Source organism: Fusobacterium sp. (assembly GCF_029258315.1).
Taxonomy (GTDB): Bacteria; Fusobacteriota; Fusobacteriia; order Fusobacteriales; family Fusobacteriaceae; genus Fusobacterium_B.
The window spans coordinates 1-19904 of the sequence record NZ_JARHZE010000015.1; the positions used below are offsets into that span (position 1 = coordinate 1).

18 protein-coding genes are annotated in these 19904 nt (G+C 27.6%); 15 read left to right on the forward strand and 3 right to left on the reverse strand.

The features are described from left to right. From Q1J48_RS01195 to gltS, 3 genes are all read left to right on the forward strand, one after another. Window positions 1-526 (forward strand): HutD family protein (locus tag Q1J48_RS01195; RefSeq protein WP_367181825.1); only part of this gene is annotated, 526 nt, incomplete at its 5' end. Between the two features lie 11 nt (window positions 527-537). Beyond that, window positions 538-1434: a formimidoylglutamase gene (gene hutG / locus Q1J48_RS01200; protein ID WP_300360656.1), complete on the forward strand. Its 897-nt coding sequence runs from the start codon at window positions 538-540 to the stop codon at window positions 1432-1434. Between the two features lie 18 nt (window positions 1435-1452). Continuing rightward, a complete protein-coding gene (gltS, locus tag Q1J48_RS01205; protein ID WP_300328550.1) occupies window positions 1453-2676 on the forward strand; it encodes a sodium/glutamate symporter in 1224 nt (407 codons plus the stop codon). 39 nt (window positions 2677-2715) lie between these two features. On the opposite strand, the gene Q1J48_RS01210 is transcribed toward gltS, so the two are convergent. After that, the gene (locus tag Q1J48_RS01210) at window positions 2716-3468 is read right to left on the reverse strand and encodes an ATP-binding protein (RefSeq protein WP_300360657.1); all 753 of its coding nucleotides are present in this window, start codon (window positions 3466-3468) and stop codon (window positions 2716-2718) included. An 83-nt stretch (window positions 3469-3551) separates the two neighbouring features. Continuing rightward, window positions 3552-4211 (reverse strand): Crp/Fnr family transcriptional regulator, encoded by a 660-nt coding sequence (locus tag Q1J48_RS01215; protein ID WP_300328545.1) that lies wholly within the window; start codon window positions 4209-4211, stop codon window positions 3552-3554. Window positions 4212-4335: 124 nt separating this feature from the next. Here Q1J48_RS01215 and hcp point away from each other — a divergent pair, with 124 nt between their 5' ends. From hcp to Q1J48_RS01260, 9 genes are all read left to right on the forward strand, one after another. Next, window positions 4336-5961, forward strand: coding sequence for a hydroxylamine reductase (hcp, locus tag Q1J48_RS01220; protein ID WP_300360658.1), 1626 nt, complete (start codon window positions 4336-4338; stop codon window positions 5959-5961). A gap of 65 nt (window positions 5962-6026) precedes the next feature. Next, on the forward strand, window positions 6027-6383 hold the full coding sequence (locus tag Q1J48_RS01225) for a RidA family protein (RefSeq protein ID WP_300328540.1): 357 nt from the start codon (window positions 6027-6029) through the stop codon (window positions 6381-6383). Between the two features lie 184 nt (window positions 6384-6567). After that, entirely contained in the window at window positions 6568-8775 is a 2208-nt protein-coding gene (locus Q1J48_RS01230; RefSeq protein WP_300360668.1) for a ribonucleoside-diphosphate reductase subunit alpha, read from the forward strand. Next, a complete protein-coding gene (locus Q1J48_RS01235; protein WP_300328570.1) occupies window positions 8768-9802 on the forward strand; it encodes a ribonucleotide-diphosphate reductase subunit beta in 1035 nt (344 codons plus the stop codon). Before Q1J48_RS01230 ends, Q1J48_RS01235 begins: the two co-directional genes overlap by 8 nt. Before the next feature lie 252 nt (window positions 9803-10054). Continuing rightward, on the forward strand, window positions 10055-11221 hold the full coding sequence (locus Q1J48_RS01240; RefSeq protein WP_300328537.1) for an iron-containing alcohol dehydrogenase: 1167 nt from the start codon (window positions 10055-10057) through the stop codon (window positions 11219-11221). 92 nt (window positions 11222-11313) lie between these two features. After that, window positions 11314-12444 (forward strand): FAD-dependent oxidoreductase, encoded by a 1131-nt coding sequence (locus Q1J48_RS01245; protein ID WP_300328534.1) that lies wholly within the window; start codon window positions 11314-11316, stop codon window positions 12442-12444. A gap of 4 nt (window positions 12445-12448) precedes the next feature. Beyond that, window positions 12449-12697, forward strand: coding sequence for a hypothetical protein (locus Q1J48_RS01250; protein ID WP_300328531.1), 249 nt, complete (start codon window positions 12449-12451; stop codon window positions 12695-12697). Window position 12698: 1 nt separating this feature from the next. Further along, entirely contained in the window at window positions 12699-12911 is a 213-nt protein-coding gene (locus Q1J48_RS01255; protein ID WP_300328528.1) for a DUF6471 domain-containing protein, read from the forward strand. 170 nt (window positions 12912-13081) lie between these two features. Continuing rightward, window positions 13082-13738: a YczE/YyaS/YitT family protein gene (locus Q1J48_RS01260; protein WP_300360659.1), complete on the forward strand. Its 657-nt coding sequence runs from the start codon at window positions 13082-13084 to the stop codon at window positions 13736-13738. A gap of 219 nt (window positions 13739-13957) precedes the next feature. On the opposite strand, the gene Q1J48_RS01265 is transcribed toward Q1J48_RS01260, so the two are convergent. Beyond that, window positions 13958-14725, reverse strand: coding sequence for a tRNA1(Val) (adenine(37)-N6)-methyltransferase (locus Q1J48_RS01265; RefSeq protein ID WP_300360660.1), 768 nt, complete (start codon window positions 14723-14725; stop codon window positions 13958-13960). A 169-nt stretch (window positions 14726-14894) separates the two neighbouring features. On the opposite strand from Q1J48_RS01265, the gene Q1J48_RS01270 reads away from it, so the two are divergent. From Q1J48_RS01270 to Q1J48_RS01280, 3 genes are all read left to right on the forward strand, one after another. Further along, window positions 14895-16259 (forward strand): MATE family efflux transporter, encoded by a 1365-nt coding sequence (locus tag Q1J48_RS01270; RefSeq protein ID WP_300360661.1) that lies wholly within the window; start codon window positions 14895-14897, stop codon window positions 16257-16259. Further along, on the forward strand, window positions 16256-17068 hold the full coding sequence (locus Q1J48_RS01275) for a Cof-type HAD-IIB family hydrolase (protein ID WP_300331396.1): 813 nt from the start codon (window positions 16256-16258) through the stop codon (window positions 17066-17068). The genes Q1J48_RS01270 and Q1J48_RS01275 overlap by 4 nt, the downstream gene beginning before the upstream one ends. Before the next feature lie 88 nt (window positions 17069-17156). Beyond that, complete coding sequence (locus Q1J48_RS01280) at window positions 17157-19895, forward strand: DEAD/DEAH box helicase (protein WP_300331399.1); 2739 nt, start codon at window positions 17157-17159, stop codon at window positions 19893-19895. Window positions 19896-19904 lie beyond the last annotated feature (9 nt).

Genomic DNA, 19904 nt, shown 5'->3' on the forward strand with positions numbered 1-19904 from the left:
TGATAGAAAGATAAGTAATTGGAGTGGTGGAGTTACTAAAGAGCTATATATTTACCCAGAAGATGGAAATTATCAAAAAAGAGATTTTAAATTTAGAATAAGTATTGCCACAACAGAGTTAGAAACATCTATTTTTACTAAATTAGAAAATACCAATAGGGTAATATCTATTTTAGATGGAACTATGGAGCTAGATCATATAGGACACCATACTATTACTTTGGAAAAATATCAAATAGATAGATTTTACGGAGAGTGGGAAACACATTCAAAAGGAAAAGTAACAGATTTTAATCTTATGATAAAGAATGGAAAGGGAGATTTTTTCTTTGAGGAAATATTAGATAAGAAAGAGATTAATTTTTCTGAAAAAATAAAAAGCATAAATTTTGTATTTTGTATCTCAGGGGAACTAGAAGTAGAAAAAGCAAAAATAAATGAAGGTGAAATACTAATAACAGATGAAAAAAATATTACTATAAATTCTAAAAAAGGAAAAATTTTTTATGGATATGTAGAGATATAAAAGGAGAAAATATGAAAGAGTTGTGGAATGGTAGATTCGATAGTAACGAAGAAATAGATTTAAGACTTTGGCAAGTGATAAAAGAGTTTGATAGTTCTTTCAAGGGGGAAGGAATTTGTTTTGTAGGTTATGATACAGATGATGGAGTAGAAAGAAATCAAGGAAGAGTGGGAGCTAAAGATGGTTCAAATGCAATAAGAAAAGCGATTCAATCTTTTCCTAAAGTAGAGGGGCTAGAGATATATGATTACAAAAATTTATCTAGCAAAGTTTTAGAAGAGGCACAAAAAGAATATTCAGAAAAAATTATGAATGTTATAAAAGCAGGAATGTTCCCAATAGGATTAGGTGGAGGACATGATATAGCTTATGGTTCATATAGTGGAATAAGAAAAGCATATCCAGATAAAAAAATAGGAATAGTTAATTTTGATACTCATTTAGATATTAGACCATATGATAATGGACCAACATCAGGAACATCTTTTAAACAAATTTTAGATAATGATAAAAATGCGAAATATTCTATTGTAGGATTTAAAAAACAAGGAAATACAAAAAGATTAATAGATACAGCAAAAGCATATAATACATTGATACTTGATGAAGAAGATGAAGAAGAGTATATAAAAGAAGAGTTATTAAAATATGTAGAAACAGTTGATATAGTGTATGTAAGTTTTTGTATGGATGTTTTTGATGCTCCATATGCTCCAGGAGTTTCAGCCCCAACAATAATGGGACTTGATCCAAAGAAAGGAAAGAGAATATTAAGAAGCTTAATGGACACAGGAAAAGTTGTCTGTGTAGACTTTGCAGAAGTAAATCCACAGTATGATATAGATAGTAGAACAGCAAAATTAGCAGGTTGTCTAGCTTATGATATTATGTTAAATAAATCTAAATAATAAAATGAGGAGGAATTTATGAACTTTAGTTTTGATAGTTTAGGAGTTGTTTTAGGATTTGATATGATAGGAACAATAGCGATGGGATTAATTTCTTTATTTATAGGAAAGAAATTAAAAGAAAAATTAACATTTTTAGATCGTTTTGGAATACCAGCTGCAGTAATAGGGGGAATTTTATTTGCTGTTGTTCATTTATTAGTTAGAGTAATACATATAGGAAGCATTTCTTATGATACAACATTACAAACACCATTTATGGTAGTGTTCTTCACAACTATAGGGTTAGGTTCTTCAATAGCAGGTTTAAAAAAAGGAGGAAAGTTATTAATAGTTTTCTGGATACTTAGTGGAATAATGACATTAATGCAAACTGTTATAGGAGTTAGTCTTGCAAAAGTAACAGGAATAAATCCTTTACTAGGTGTTATGGCAGGATCTGTATCTATGTCAGGGGGACATGGATCAGCTGGTGCTTTTGGTCAAACAATAGAGGAATTGGGGGTAACGGGTGGATTAACAGTAGCTTTATCAGCAGCGACATTTGGTCTTATAGCAGGAGGACTTTTAGGATCACCTTTAGCAGTGCATTTAATTAAAAAATTTAATTTGAAGCCTAAAGATATTGTAAATAAAGAAGAAGTCCAAAAGAAAGATAATACAGAAAAGAAAGAAATTACATTAACTTCGATGATGAGTCATGTTTCAATGTTATCAATTGTTATGACAATAGGAATAGCATTAAGTACTTTATTAAAATCTAAATTAGGAATAGCTTTACCATCTTATGTTGGTGCTATGTTTACTGCTATTATATTTAATAATTTAAATATAAAATTTAAATGGTTAGATTTAGATAGAAATTTAATAAACATTATAGGAGAGACATCATTAAATATTTTTTTATCAATGGCATTAATTTCTTTAAAATTATGGGAACTTGCGGCATTAGCTATACCATTATTAATAATTTTGTTTTCTCAAGTATTATTTATGTGGGTATATACAAGATTTATTGTTTTTAAAGCAATGGGTGGAGATTATGACGCAGCAGTTATGGTTTCTGGAATGTGTGGCTCTGGTTTAGGTGCAACAACAAATGCTATGATAAATATGGGAGAAATAAGTGGAAAGTATGGATATACAGTAAATCCTTATTTGATAGTTCCATTAACTGGAGCATTTTTAATAGATATTTTTCAAATGCCAGTAATATTAACTGCAATTAATATGTTTAAATAATAAAAGAAAGAGTTGTAGTTTTTGCTACAACTCTTTTTTCTATATATTTTCAAGTTTTTTACCATCAATAGAGATAGTGACAACTTGCCAAGGGATAAATTTTCCACTATTTTTTAAGGCATTTACAGCAGCTCTTTCGATTCCACCACAACAAGGGACTTCCATTCTTACAACTGTTAAAGATTTTATATTATTATTTTTTATAATTTCTGTTAATTTTTCCTCATAATCTCCAGAGTCTAACTTAGGACAACCTATAAGAGTTATTCTGTTTTTTATAAATTCATTATGGAAATTACCATAGGCAAAAGCTGTACAATCAGCAGCAATTAAAAGATTAGCTCCATCAAAGTAAGGAGCATTTATAGGTACAAGTTTTATCTGTACAGGCCATTGTTGCAATTTACTTTGTATAGTGCTCTCTTCAAAATTCTCTTTTTCACTTGAAGAAACTTTTATTATTTTTGAATTTGAACCAGGGCAACCAAAATGAGGTTTAATAACTTTTATTTGATTTCCCGGACAACCACCAGAAGAACAGTCAGATTTCTTTTTTTGAGCCATATTTAATTTTACAGCCTCTTCATCATAAGGAAGAGCCTCTCTTTCTTCAAAAGAGATGGCGTTAGTATGACAAGAAGGTAGACAATCTCCAAGTCCATCACAATAATCATCTCTTAAAAGTTTAGCTTTTCCATTTACAAGTCCGATAGCTCCCTCGTGACAGGCTTTTACACAAGCACCACAACCATCACACTTATTTTCATCTATTTTTATAACCTTTCTTATCATAAAATACTCCTAAAAACTTTTAATTTATATGTAGATTATAATATAAAAATTATAAAAAAGATGTTGCATTGGCAACTAAAAAATTATTTAAAAAGTGTGAAATGATTTTTATTATAGTCCAGTATTTTTTGTTTTTTCAAAGTGCTAAGCTCCCTAGATAAAGCACTTCTATCAACAGATAGATAATCAGCTAATTCTTGTCTATCATATTTAATATCAAAAGAGTTACTTTTATTTTTTAAAGCTTCAGCAGATAGAAAGGAAATAATTTTTTCCTTTAGAGATTTTTTAGTGATGTGTTCTATTTTTTGAGTTAGTAAAATATTTTTTTTCAGAGAAATTTGAAAAACATTATTTAAAAATTTATAGATTTCAAAAGGATTTTTTGGATTATTGATTAAAAAATCTTTTAAATCTAAAAATAAAATTTTGCAATTTTGTGAGGCTTCAACACTTATATTTGGAGTGTTTCCTTTTGAAAGAGCAAAAACTTCACCAAAAATTTCTCCAGATTTAAATTTTCCTAAAATATTTCTATTTCCCCAAAAGTCTTCTTTTATAATATTTAGTTCTCCAGAAATGATAATTCCAATCTTAGTGATAGGATTTCCAGCTTGGAAAATTAGATTATTTTTATCAAAATTTTCCTCTGAAAAATTAAAAAATTTTAATATAAATAGAATTTCATCATCACTTAGATTAAAAAAAAGTGGTAATTTTTTTAATAAATTCAAGTATTTCATATTTTTCTCCTAAAAATTTTATACTTAATTATATCATAAAATAAAAAAAGTTGCATAAGCAACATAAAAAATAAAAAAATTTCTATATAATGTAAAAAAAGAAAAAAGTGGAGGGTTAAAATAGATGGAAAATAAAATGTTTTGTTGGCAATGCCAAGAGACTTTAAATTGTAAAGGATGTAGTGTAGCTGGAGTTTGTGGAAAAACAGCAAATGTTGCCTACCTACAAGATTTATTAGTATATATAACAAAAGGAATTTGTGAGATTACTACAAGATTAAGAGAAGAGGGAGAGGTTATATCTTCTGAAATAAATAAAGTTGTTTTGGATAATCTTTTCACTACAATTACAAATGTAAACTTTTCAGAGGGAAATATAGAGGATAGAATAGAGCAATCTTTAGAAATCAAGAGAGATCTATATGGAAGATTAAAAAATAAAGAGATGTTATCTGAGGCTAGTGAATTTTCTATTGAGAGAAAAGATTATTTAACAAGAGATGAGAGAATAAGTATTTTAAATGAAAAAAATGTAGATTTAAGAAGTTTAAAAGAGATGGTAATCTATGGATTAAAGGGGTTATCAGCTTATGTAACTCACGGAAATGTTTTAAATGAATATAATGAAGAGATAGATATATTTTTACAAAGAGCTTTAGCAAAAACTTTAGATAAAAATTTAACTGTTGAAGATGCTTTAGGATTAGTAATGGAAACAGGAAAGTATGGAGTTTTTGGAATGGAACTTTTAGACAGAGCTAATACTAAAAATTATGGAAATCCAGAGATCACAAAAGTTAATATAGGGGTTGGAAAAAATCCTGGAATATTAATATCAGGACATGATTTAAAAGATTTAGAAATGTTACTAGAACAAACTCAAGGAACTGGTGTGGATGTATATACTCACTCTGAAATGTTACCAGCTCACTATTATCCAAAATTTAAAAAGTATAAAAACTTTGTAGGAAACTATGGAAATGCTTGGTGGAAACAACAAGATGAATTTGAAAGTTTCAATGGTCCGATAGTGATGACAACTAACTGTATAGTTACTCCAAGACAAAGTTATAAGGATAGAATTTATACAACAGGTTTAGTTTCTTTTGATGGTTGCAAACATATAGAAGGGGAAGAAAAGGATTTTTCTCAAGTGATAGAACAAGCTAAAAAATGTCTACCACCAAAGGAGATAGAAACAGGAGAAATTATAGGGGGATTTGCTCATGAACAAGTTTTTGCTTTAAAGGATAAGATAGTAGAAGCTGTAAAAAGTGGAGCTATTAAGAAATTTGTGGTAATGGGTGGTTGCGATGGAAGAAGTGCAAAGAGAGATTATTATACAGAATTTGCAAAAAATCTTCCTAAAGATACAGTTATCTTAACTGCTGGTTGTGCAAAATATAGATATAACAAATTAAATTTAGGAGATATTGGAGGAATACCAAGAGTTTTAGATGCTGGACAATGTAATGACTCATATTCTTTAGCTTTAATCGCCTTAAAATTAAAAGAAATTTTTGAATTAAATGATATTAATGATCTGCCAATAATTTATAATATTTCTTGGTATGAACAAAAGGCTGTAATAGTTTTATTAGCACTTTTATACTTAGGAGTAAAAAATATAAAATTAGGTCCAACATTACCTGGATTTTTATCAGAAAATGTTGCTAAGGTATTGGTTGAGCAATTTGGAATAAGTGGAATTTCAACAGTTGAAGAAGATATGGAAAAATTCTTTGGATAAAATAATTTGACAATTTTTCTTAAATATTATAAAGTGAAATAGAGATAATATTTGAGGAGGTAGTGATGATAAAAAGATTTAATGTTGGAAAAAGACTGAGTGAGGCTGTGATTCATAATGGTGTAGCTTATCTTTGTGGACAATGTTGCTTTGAAGAAAATGAAGGAAAAAAAGATGTTCAAACTCAAACAAGAGAGGCTTTAGAAAATATAGAGAGAGTTTTAAAAGAGGTTGGATCTGATAAAACAAAAATATTAATGGCTACAATATATTTAAAAGATATAAGTTATTTTGATGAAATGAACGAAGTTTGGGATAATTGGGTTGAACCTGGATTTGCTCCTGCAAGAGCTTGTGTAGAAGCAAAACTTGCTGAAAAAGAGTTACTTGTTGAAATAGTTGTTACAGCAGCGATAGATTAATTATAAAAGTTGTAGATATGAAAAAAATATCTGCAACTTTTTTTTTACTACAAAAAAGAATAATAAAAGAGTTGAAAAAAATATAAAAATATGCAATAATAAATCATTATATTGTGATTAAAAAAATAAAAAACACATTATATTGTGTTTTTTAAGAAATGGAGCTTTTTCAATGACAGGAAATATGAATGATAAAAAATTAAAAATTATGGGAGAAATTCAAGAAATTTCTAAAAATTTAGAAATAAATATTTTAGAGATTGAGAGATACTTAGATTCAATTTTAGATAAGGATATAAAATTAATCTATGATAGTCTTATAAATAAAAGTGTAGGTATGACAAGCTATGAAGAAAGTGATTGGACATATTTAGCTGGACAACTTTTAATGCTAAAACTTTTATATCAAATTCAAGAAAATAGAAATTTTATTTATGGGGATTTTTATAAAACTATAAATTTTTTAGTAGAAAAAGGATTATATGATAAAAAACTTTTAGATTATTCAAAGGAAGAGATAGAAGAGTTAGGAAAAAGTATAGATACTAAAAGGGATAGGCTATATGATTATGCAGGGGCAAATATGTTTATCAATAGATACCTTTTGAAATATCAAGGAAAAACTATTGAGTTACCTCAAGAGGTTTTTATGTGTATATCTATGCTTTTGGCAATTAATGAAAATGATAGAGTAAATATAGCTAAAAAGTTTTATAATGCTCTTTCTAATAAAAAAATATCCTTAGCCACTCCAATTTTAGCAAATTTAAGAATACCTAAAGGAAATCTTTCATCTTGCTTTATAACTGCTATTGATGATAATATAGAATCTATTTTTTATAATATAGATACAATAGCAAAAATAAGTAAAAATGGTGGAGGAGTTGGAGTAAATATTTCAAGAATAAGAGCAAAGCACTCTAAGGTAAATGGATATTATAATGCTAGTGGAGGAGTTGTTCCTTGGGTAAAAATAATAAATGATACAGCTGTGGCAGTAAATCAACAGGGAAGAAGAGCTGGAGCTGTTACAGTAGCTTTAGATTCTTGGCATTTAGACATTGAAAGATTTTTAGAACTTCAAACTGAAAATGGAGATCAGAGAGGAAAAGCTTATGATATTTATCCTCAGGTAGTTTTATCAGATATTTTTATGGATAGAGTTGAGAAAAATTTAGACTGGACTCTGTTTGATCCATATGAAATAAGAGAAAAATATAAGGTTGAACTTTGTGAAATTTATGGAGAAGAATTTAAAGAATTTTATGAAAAAATAGAAAAGGATGAGAGTCTTGAGTTAAGAAAAACTTTAAAAGCTAGAGAGTTATTTAAAAGTATATTAAAAGTTCAAATAGAAACAGGAATGCCATATATTTTCTTTAAAGATAGAGCTAATGAACAAAATCATAATAAACATACAGGAATGATAGGGAATGGAAATCTTTGTATGGAAAGTTTTTCTAATTTTTCTCCAAGCAAAAATTTTACTGAAAAAGTTCAGGGAGAAGAGGGAGAGAGAAAAGTTAAACTTGGAGAGATTCATACTTGTAATCTAGTTTCTATGAATTTGGCAGAGATAGAAAATAATCAGTTGGAAGAGATTATTGATATTGCAGTGAGAATTTTAGATAACACAATAGATTTAACAAAGACACCTATTAAAGAATCAGATAAACATAATAATTCTTATAGAGCTATTGGTGTTGGAACAATGGGACTTGCTGATTATTTAGCAAGGGAAAATATGGTTTACTCAAAATCAGAAGAGAAAATAGATAATTTATTTGAAAAAATAGCTTTATATAGTATAAAGTCATCATCTCTTCTTGCTAAAGAAAGAGGAAGTTATCCTTTATATAAGGGTTCTGACTGGGAAAAAGGAAGATTTTTTCAAAAAGATAGAGAGTGGTATGAAAAAAATTCAAAGTATTCAGATGAATGGAAAGAAGTTTTTGAACTTGTAAAAAAATATGGAATACGTAATGGAGAGCTTACAGCTATTGCTCCAAATACTTCAACTTCTTTATTAATGGGATCAACAGCATCAGTAAATCCAACTTTTTCAAAATTTTATATAGAAAAAAATCAAAAAGGAGCAGTTCCGAGAGTTGTTAAATATCTTAAAGAAAAAACTTGGTTCTACCAAGAGTTTAAAAATATAGATCCAAAAACTTATGTAAAAATTATGAGTAAGATAGGAAGATGGACGACTCAAGGGGTTTCTATGGAATTAATTTTTGATTTAAATAAAAATATACGGGCAAAAGATATATATGATACTTTTATGACAGCTTGGAAAGAAGGTTGTAAATCAGTATATTATATAAGAACTATTCAAAAAAATACAAATTTAATGAATGAAAAAGAGGAGTGTGAAAGTTGCAGTGGATAAAAAAATGCTTTTTAACCCACAAGGGAATGATTCTGTTAATGAAAGAAAAATTATAAAGGGAAATACAACAAATATTTTCAATCTTAATAATGTAAAATATCAATGGGCAAACCACCTGTATAGAACTATGATGGGAAACTTTTGGATACCTGAAAAAATAGATTTAACTCAAGATAAAAATGATTATAGTAATTTAACTTTACCTGAGAGAGAGGCTTATGATGGAATTTTATCATTTTTAATTTTTTTGGATAGTATACAGACTAATAATATTCCAAATATTGCCAACTATATAACAGCCCCAGAGATAAATTTAATTTTATCAATCCAAACTTTCCAAGAGGCGGTTCATTCGCAATCTTATCAGTATATAATAGAATCTATTTTATCAAAAGAAACAAGGGATTCTATTTATGATAAATGGAGAGATGATAAGATTTTATTTGAAAGAAATAGTTATATTGCTAAAATTTATCAAAATTTTATAGAGGATCAAAGTGATGAAAATTTTGCAAAAGTGATAATAGCAGATTATCTGTTAGAGGCCATATACTTCTACAATGGATTTAATTTCTTTTATCTTTTAGCAAGTAGAAATAAAATGATGGGAACTTCTGATGTAATAAAACTTATAAATAGAGATGAGCTTTCTCATGTAGTTATTTTCCAACAAATTTTAAAAGAGATACAAAAAGAAAATCCAAATTTCTTTAAAGAGGAAGTTATTTATGAAATGTTTAAAAAAGCTGTGGATCAAGAAATAAATTGGACAAATCATATAATAGGAGATAGAGTTTTAGGTGTAACAAAAGAGAGCACAGAAAAATATACAAAATGGTTAGCTAACGAAAGATTAAAATCAATAGGACTATCTCCAATATATGAGGGATTTAAAGAAAACCCATATAAGCAACTAGAAAAATTTGCTGATACAGAGGGAGAGGGAAATGTTAAAGCAAACTTTTTTGAGGGAACAGTTACAAGCTATAATATGAGTTCATCAGTTGAAGGTTGGGATGAATTTTAGATAAAAAAATCTTTGGCAAACTCTTAAAAATTAAAAAAAATAAAAAAATTTAAAAAATTTTTCAAAAGCAATTTCTTTATTTTTTATATTATATATGATACAATCTTATCAGATATGACAAGATCATCTCATAATTGATAACCAATAAAATACAGTTAGTTCTTTTTAAGAACAAAAAACTATTGACAACCTTTTTAATCTATGATAAAGTGTATTCTGTTAGAAGAAATTTAAATTGAAAAGGAGAAAGAAATGAGAAGATTTACAATACCTAGAGATGTATTTTTCGGTGAAGATGCATTATCATATCTAAAAACAATAAAAGGAAAAAGAGCTTTTATAGTAATTGGTTCAGAAAGATTAGTTAAAGATGGAACAGTTCCTAAAGTTGAAGCTTATTTAAAAGAAGCTGGAATTGAGTCTAAATTATTTATAGGAATAGAAAACGATCCATCTGTTCAAACTGTAATGAAAGGAACAGAGGGAATGAACGAATTCCAACCAGATGTAATAATTGGAATAGGTGGAGGTTCTCCAATAGATGCAGCAAAAGCTATGTGGATATTCTATGAGTACCCAGAATTTACTTTTGAAGCAGCAGCAAAACCATTCAACTTACCAGAATTAAGACAAAAAGCTAAATTCTATGCAATCCCTACAACAAGTGGTACAGCAACTGAAGTTACTTCATTCTCAGTTATAACTGACAATGAAACAGGAATTAAATATCCAATAGCAGATTATAACATCACTCCAGATGTAGCTATTGTTGATACAACTTTAGTACAAACAATGCCTAAATCATTAGTTGCAAATACAGGAATGGACGCTTTAACACACGCAATTGAAGCATATCCTTCAACATTCAGAAGTCCTTTCACAGATGCTTTAGCAATAAAAGCTATTGAAATGATAGGAGAAAACTTAGTAAAATCTTACAATGGTGAAGATCAAGCTAGAAAAGATATGCATATTGCACAAAACTTAGCTGGAATGGCATTTTCAAATGCTATATTAGGAATAGTTCACTCTATGGCTCATAAAACAGGTAAGATTTTAAATATAGCTCACGGAATGGCAAATGCTATCTACTTATCATATGCAATTGAGTTCAATGCAAAAACAGCTGAAAAAGATTATGCTGATATAGCTAGAGCACTTAAATTAACAGGAAATACTGATAAAGAATTAGTAGAATCATTAGTAAATTATATAGGAGAATTAAGAACAGCTATGAATATGCCTCACTCTTTAAAAGAGTATGGAATTTCTGAAGACTTCTTCTTCTCTCAAATAGATGATTTAGCTGAAACTTCTGTGGCAGATCCTTGTACAGGTACAAACCCAAGAGAAATATCAGTAGAAGAAATGAAAAAATTATTAACTGCTATTTATTACGGAGAGAAAGTAAACTTCTAATAAATATTAAACTGGACAAAATACTAAAAAATTTATAATAAAAAAGCTCAAGAAATTTCTTGAGCTTTTAAAATTTAAAAAGGAGAAATTCATTGAAGAGAGAAGAGCTACTAAAAGAAAGTGACAGATGTTTAAAATGCAAAAATCCATTATGTAAAAATGCTTGTCCAATCAATACAAGTATCCCAGAAGTTATAGAACTATTTCAAAAAGAGGAGTATATAAAAGGTGGAGAAATATTATTTAATAATAATCCAATATCACTTGTTTGTTCTTTAATATGTCCTTTTGAAAAACAATGTATGGGAAGTTGCATAAGAGGAATAAAAGGGGAGCCAGTAAACTTTCCGGAGATTGAAAATTATGTAATGAATAAATATTTACAAAGTATAAAATTTGAAAATTCAAAAAGCAATGGTAAAAAAGTTGCAGTAGTAGGAGCTGGACCTGGTGGAATATCAGCAGCTTTCTATTTAAGAAAAAAAGGTTATGAAATAACAATTTTTGATGATCACGAAAAAATTGGAGGAATGTTAAGATATGGAATACCATCTTTCAGATTATCAAAAGAGAATGTAGATTTACTTGAAGAAAAAATATATGAAGTTGGAATAAAATTTTGCGGGAATAGATATTTTGAAGAAAAAGATTTAAAAGAATTAAAAACAAAAGAAAATTTTGAAGCAGTATTGGTAGCAACAGGAGCTTGGCTACCTAAAAAATTAGATTTAACAGGGGCTGATAAAGATAAGGTTCTTTATGGAATTGACTATTTAAAAACAGACACAAAATTAGGTCCAAATAAAGAGGTAGTTGTTATTGGAGCAGGAAATGTGGCGATGGATGTAGCTAGAACAGCTAAAAGACAGGGAAATAATGTTACTATTGCCTATAGAAGAAAATTAGAGGAAGCACCAGCTACAAAATTAGAAATAAATGACGCTAAAAAAGATGGTGTAGAGTTTATAACAGAGGTTGTACCTATAGAAATATCTGAAGAGGGAATTTTATTAGAAAATAAAAATGATAAAAGTAGATTCTTATATAAATGTGACTATATATTAATCGCTATAAGTCAACAATCTCAGTTTAAGATAGAGGATATAGATGGATATTTTTATGGTGGAGATTTATTAACAGGGCCACAGACAGTCGTAAAAGCTAGTTTAACTGCTAGAGAAAGTGCTAAACAGTTAGATCTTTATTTATTAGAAAAGGAGTAAATTTATGTTTGAATATAAAATTCAATTAAATGGAAAAGATTTGCCTAAATATGATGAAGAAATTTTAGTGACATTTCTTAAAATGTTGGATTTTTCAGCTGAATATTTATCATCAATATACAGTGCTGAAAATATAAAATTTTGTCCACAATCAAAAGAGATTTTAGTATTTGATTTAAAAAAACATGAGAATAAAGTAGATGATGTTGCAAATTCTTATGGATTTAAAATAGAAATTCGCCAAGGAGAATAAAATGACTGATTTTTTAAAGGAATTAAAAGGGTTAAAAGCAAAAGAAGGCGTTACTTATGAGCAATTAGCTGAAATTTTAAAAGATAAGTATGAGTGTCAATTAACTGCAAATAGCTTAGCAAATAAATTTAGTAGAGGAACTCTTACAGGGAAAGAGGTTGCTAAAATTTTGAGTGCTTTGGGCTATGAGGTTAAGATTGAAAAGAATAAGTAAAAATAGAATTACTATTTTAATTTTAAAAGAGAGGTATTTTTATTTTCTTTAAATAGAAAATAATTACCTCAATTTTAGATTTATTAGTAATTTTTATTTATATGAATTTTTTTATTGAGAGTATAAAATAATAGTTTTATTTAAAAATTTGAGGGAAAAGGTAAGTTAGGATGAAAAAAGAAGTTTTAAAGTATATTAAGTTAATAAGTGGATTATTTTTTTGTGCAGTTGGAATTGTAACAATATTAAATGCAGATTTAGGACTATCTCCTTGGGATGTACTTAATCAAGGTTTGAATAAACAGATGGGAATTACTTTGGGACAAGCTAATATAGGGATAGGATTAATAGTAATATTAATAGGATTATATTTTAAACAACCTCTAGGAAGTGGAACTGTTTTAAATGTAATGTTGGTTGGAATTTTTATAGATTTTTTAATAGAGTTAAATATTATTCCTTGGGCAAATGGAATTCAAAATCAAATAATACTTTTTATTATAGGATTGATAATATTTTCTTTAGGAAGCTACATGTATATATCAACAGGTTGTGGTTGTGGGCCAAGAGATGGACTTATGGTAGTTCTTACTAAGAGAACTGGTTTTTCAGTTGGAAATATTAGACTTGCTTTAGAGGCATCAGCGATGACAGCTGGATATTTTTTAGGTGGAAGAGTGGGGATAGGAACAGTAATATTTTCTTTAATAACTGGTTATATTATTCAATTTTTCTTTAAGGTATTTAAGCAAGATATAAAAAAAATAGAGCATAGAAGTGTTATAAAAGAATTTGGAATGTTAAAAAATTTTTTATTAAATAGATAAAAAAATTTAAATAGTTAAAAGAAAAATAGAAACTCTCATAAAGAAATAAAAAAATTTTATATTGCATCTAAAATCTTAAATGATTGAGATTTTAGGTGCTTTTTTTGTAGCTATTAATAAAAAATAAAAAGATTGATTTTCAAAGAGTATAAAAATCAATCTTTATTAATAACTGGATTATAATCAAAAATTAAAACCATTATAATTTTTTAAAAGTTTTTATTTTATAGGTTCAAACATCTGTAAAACTTCTTTTGAATAATTCCCATTATCATCATGGGCAACTAAAGGAGGTAGAACAGTCATACTGTTTTTTCCAAATTTTATTCCTTCAACTAATAATATTTTAGCTTGTTTATCTATTTTTGTATGACAAAATCTAAGTCTTTTTGGAGATAGTCCATATTTGTTCATAAGATCTAAAATCTCAAGCATTCTATCAGGTCTATGAACCATAGCAAAATATCCCTTATCTTTTAAAAGACAAGATGCAGTTTGAATAATCTCCTCTAAAGTTATACTTATCTCATGTCTTGCTAGGGTTAATTGGTCTAAATCATTAAGCAGTTCTTCATTCCCGTTAAATTTAAAAAAAGGTGGGTTAGTAATTACAGCATCTTGAGAGCCGTGGTTAAAATATTTTTTCCAATTTTTCATATCGTCATTTATAATTTCTATTTGATCAGAAAGATTATTTAATTGAATATTTCTTTTAGCTAGATCAGCGGAAACTTTTTGTATTTCAATTCCTGTAATTTTTGCCTTTGTCCTTTCAGAAAGAAAAAGAGGGATAGCTCCATTTCCAGTTCCAAGATCAACAACTTTATTAACCCCTTTACCCAAAGAGATAAAATTTGATATAAGTAAAGAATCTAAAGAAAAATTAAAATAATCATTTCTTTGAATAATTTTTAAATTTTTATGTAATAAATTATTTATAACTTCATTTTCATGAAGTAGATTTTTTTCAAAATTAACTTCTTCCATTTTTAACTCCTAAAATTTATATTTCGTTATATTCTAACATTTTTTATAGAAAAAGTTAATAAAAAATTTATTACATTATTTTATAATTAAAAGTTTATAAAGTAGACTTATAGTTTTATGTATGTTATAATTAGGAGATAAAATATTATTATTTTAAAGGGGTAAGATTATGAAAAATTATATGGAGTACATTAAAGAGATATTGAAAATAGCTCTTCCTGCTGTTGGAGAAATGACACTTTATATGTTAGTCTGGGTTTTTGATACGATGATGGTTGGTCATTATGGGGGAAAATTAGCAGTTGCAGCTGTTGGATTTTCATCTGAGATAATGTATACCATAATAAATACCTTGATAGGAATGGGACTTTCAGTTGCTATGACTTCAATTATAGCTAGAGGATTGGGATCAAAGGATATCCAAAAAACCACAAGGTTTGCAAATCAAGGTTTTAATTTGGGGGTTTGTTTTGCAGTGACAGTGGCAACTATATATTTTGTATTTGCAGATAAAATATTAAGATGTTTTGGGGCAGAAGAGGCAATAATGCAAAATGCTACATTATATATAAGAATTTGTTCTGTGGGAATGTTATTCACTATGATAGGAAATGTTTTTAGTGGAATATTTAGAGGTTGTAAAGATACAAGAACACCTCTTTATGGAGCAATGATAGCAAATATAGTAAACTTGAGTTTAGATTATATATTTATATTTGGAAAGTTTGGAATGCCTGAATTAGGTGTAAAAGGGGCAGCTCTTGCCACAGCAACAGCTGGGATAAGTTGTTTTCTTTTCCTTTTATATAGAATAAAAACTATGCCTATAAAATTACAATTTTTTACTAAATTTGATAAAAATATAGTGAAGGATATTTTAAGATTTTCTATACCAGCCTCACTACAAGAAGGATCATTTAGTATTGGAAAATTAATGGGAGTTATAATTGTGATGTCTTTAGGAAGTCTAGCTTTTTCAGCAAATCAGATTTCAGTAACAATAGAGAGTATAAGTTTTATGCCTGGTTGGGGATTTTCTTTAGCTTGTACAGCTTTAGTTGGACACTGTGTAGGAGAGGGAAATTACAAAAAAGCTAAAAAATATATAAATGCCACAGCTATTTTATCAGCAATGATAATGGGAACATTTGGTATTATTTTCTTTTTCTTCTCAAAAGATATAATAAGACTTTTTATAAAAAAAGAGGAGATAGAAGTTATAGCTCTAGGAGCTTTATGCTTACAAATATCTTGTTTTCAACAGATAGGAACTTCTTTGGGAATGACTTTTTCAGGAGCATTTAAAGGACTCGGAGATTCTAAGACACCTTTTAAGATAAGTTTTGTTTGCAACTGGTTAGTAAGATTGCCACTTATGTATTATTTTCTGTATCTAAATAGAAAGCCGTTGACATATTTTTGGTGGATAACAGTGGCACAATGGAATTTAGAGGCGATTACTCTATTTATTGTTTATAAGATAAAAATAAAAAAATTAATAAAAAAACAGAATGAAATTGGGGAGGTAGTATGATAAAGGCACTAGCTTTTGACCTAGATGGTACTTTATTAAATAAAGAAAAAAAATTAACTTTAGGGGTAAAAAAAGTTTTGAGAGAATTATTTGAAAAAGGGGTGGAAGTTTTAATAGTAACAGGACGTCCTTATTCATCAACTAAAGAAACTTTAAAAGATTTAAATTTGCCAATAATATCAATTTGTTACAATGGTGGAAAAATAGTTGATAATAGTTCTGGAGAGGTAATTGTCAATAAAATTTTACCAGAGGATGTAGCTTTTGATTTTTTAAACTATATAAAAGAGAAAGATATTGAAATAAATTTATTTAAAGATGATATATGGTATGCTAGAAACTTAGATAGTTATAGTACAAAAATTTATTCAAAAAATTCAGGACTTACTCCAGAAATTTTTGATTTAAAAGAGATGACATCCGAAAATTTAACTAAAGGGGTAATAGTTAACAGTGATGATGATTTTTTAAATAAACATAAAAAAGAATTGGAAGATTTACTGGGGGAACGTGCATATATCACTTTTACACAAGCACAATACTTAGAAGTTTTAAATAAAGATATAAATAAAGGTAAGGCTCTAAAAGATATATTGGAATCTAAGGGGATAAAATTAGAGGAGTGTATGGCTTTTGGAGATTCAGAAAATGATTTAGAGATGATAGAAGCAGTAGGAGCAGGGGTAGCTATGAAAAATGCAATACCTCAATTAAAAAATATTGCTCAACATATTACAGAATATACAAATGATGAAGATGGGATAGAGAAGTTTTTAAAGGGATATTTTAAGGAAATTTTAGAAAAATAACTTTCAGTTGAAGAAGTGGGTTTCTTGCTAAAATCAAATAAGTATGATATAATATTTAACGAAAAATTTTTTTGTAGAGGAATAACTGATGAATAATTTAAAAAATCAAAATGAAATATATTTTATGTTAAGTTCTGATGAAAAAGGTGGATATATAAAAGCTGTAAATAATCAGAAGGAGAAAATAGAAGATTTTACTGAATATGATATACAAAATGAGCATATACAAACTATTGTTGATCTCTTGCAAGATGTAGAAAAGGATGATTTCTTTTCTGGTTGGGGAGATACTACATCAGTAAAAGAGTTTTATTTAGAAGATGCTGGGCAAGTTATTTACAATTTAAAAAATATAGATAATTTTGTAGATGAAAATTTTAATAAAATTGTGTGGAGCTTTGAAGAAAATACACTTACATTAAAAATAAGAGAGATAGAAAATGATGTTTTAAACTATCGTTCTCAACTTCTTCTTAATAAAAAGTATTTTGATTTTCAGGTTATTAGTGAAAATTTAATTTACAGAAAAGGGGTAATATATTCTTTTGATAATTTTATAGATGATATTCATTTTATAAAAGAGTTAAATACAGAGATACCAAAGGATAATATAGAGGCGTATCTTTCTTTAGCAAACCACTATATTAAAGATTTAGAGATAGATTATTTAGATTATGAGATAGAGGAAAAATATGAAATAGAGGGAGTACCTCAACTTTCAATAGAAAAAATCTCAAAAGATAACAGTCTTTTCTTAAAGGTTGAAACATTTTTCTCAAATATAAGTGATACTTTTATAAGAGAAAATGAATTAGAAAAATTTATAGTTGTAAATAATCTTGAGAAAAAACTATTTATCTGTGATGTAAATTATAAAGTTTTTGAAATGGCAGTTGATGAAATAGTAAAACTTTTGATAAAACATCAAAGAAACTTCTCAATCCGTTCTGGATATTACTTAGATGAAAATAATCTTTTAATAATTCAGGAGGAAATTGCCAAAGAATTTATAACAAAAGATCTTTTTCAACTTGCAACAAAATATAGAATAGTTGGTTCTGATAAATTAAAAAAATATAATATAAGATTTATAAAACCAAAATTAGTTGGAAGATTGACAACTTCAATAGATTTCTTAGAGGGAAATTTAGAGGTAGAAATCGGAGATGAAAAGTTTAGTATAATAGATCTTTTGGCTAAATTAAAAAAGGATTCCTACATAGTTCTTGGAGATGGAACTAATGCAATAATAAATAAAAAATATATAGAAAAACTCGAAAGAGTTTTTGAAAACTCAAATTCAGAATCAGTAAAAATTTCATTCTTTGATCTTCCAATAATCGAAGAGCTTATAAATGAAAAGATTTTTGAAGATGGAGAAAATCCACAAAGAAACTTCTTCGAGGGAATAAATAATATATCAATAGATAAAAATCTTCCAAAGATAAATGCTACTTTAAGAGAGTATCAAAAATATGGATACCATTGGATATCTTATCTTTTGGAGAATAATCTTGGAGCTTGTTTGGCTGATGATATGGGACTTGGAAAAACACTACAAGCTATCGCAGTTATAACAAATCTTCATAAGAAAAAATTGAGCAAAAAAACTTTAATAGTTATGCCAAAAAGTCTTATTTTCAACTGGGAAAGTGAGATTCATAAATTTAGTCCAAGTTTAAAAGTTGGAATTTATTATGGAACTAATAGAGAGATGGCAACTTTTAAAGATTATGAAGTAATTTTAACGACATATGGAACAATAAGAAATGATATTGAGGAATTAAAAGATATAAAATTAGATTTCGTTATCCTTGATGAATCACAAAATATAAAAAATATTTATTCACAAGCAAATAAAGCTATTATGCTTTTAAATACAAGATATAGACTTGCTCTTTCTGGAACACCGATTGAGAATAATCTTTTAGAATTATATTCTCTATTTAGATTTTTAAATCCAACTATGCTTGGAACAATAGAAAACTTTAATAGATATTATATGTTGCCTATTCAAAAAGACAATGATAAAAATGCTATGGAAGAACTTAAAAAGAGAATATACCCATTTATTTTAAGAAGGGTTAAAAAAGAGGTTCTTAAAGATCTACCAGAAAAGATTGAGAAAACTTTATTTATAGAGATGAATAAAGAACAGAAAAAATATTATGAAGAGAGAAGAGCTTACTATTATAATCTTGTTCATTTAAATATAAAAACTAATGGAATTAATAAAAGTCAATTTAGTATTTTACAAGCACTAAATGAATTAAGACAAATAGCAAGTTGTCCAGAAAATAAAAATCCACTTCTTTATTCAAATAAAAAGATAGCAGTTATTGAAAATGCTATTGAGGCTGTTAAAAATAATCATAAAGTTCTTATATTTGCTAACTATTTATCATCAATAGATAGTATTTGTAGAGAGCTAGATGAAAGAGGAATAAAATATCTTTCAATGACTGGAGATACAAAGGATAGACATTCACTGGTTGATAAATTCCAAAATGATTCAAGCTATAAAGTTTTTGTTATGACTTTGAAAACAGGTGGAGTTGGACTTAACTTAACAGCAGCAGATACAATATTTATATATGATCCTTGGTGGAATAAAACTGTTGAAAACCAAGCTATCGATAGAGCATATAGACTTGGACAAGATAACACAGTTTTTGCATATAAGATGATACTAAAAGATACAATAGAAGAAAAAATATTAACACTACAAAAGGCTAAGAGTCTTCTTATAGAAAATTTAATATCTGATGAGGGAGCTAACTTTAAATTCCTAAGTGAAGATGATATTGAATTTATATTAGGAAGTTAAGGAGAAAAA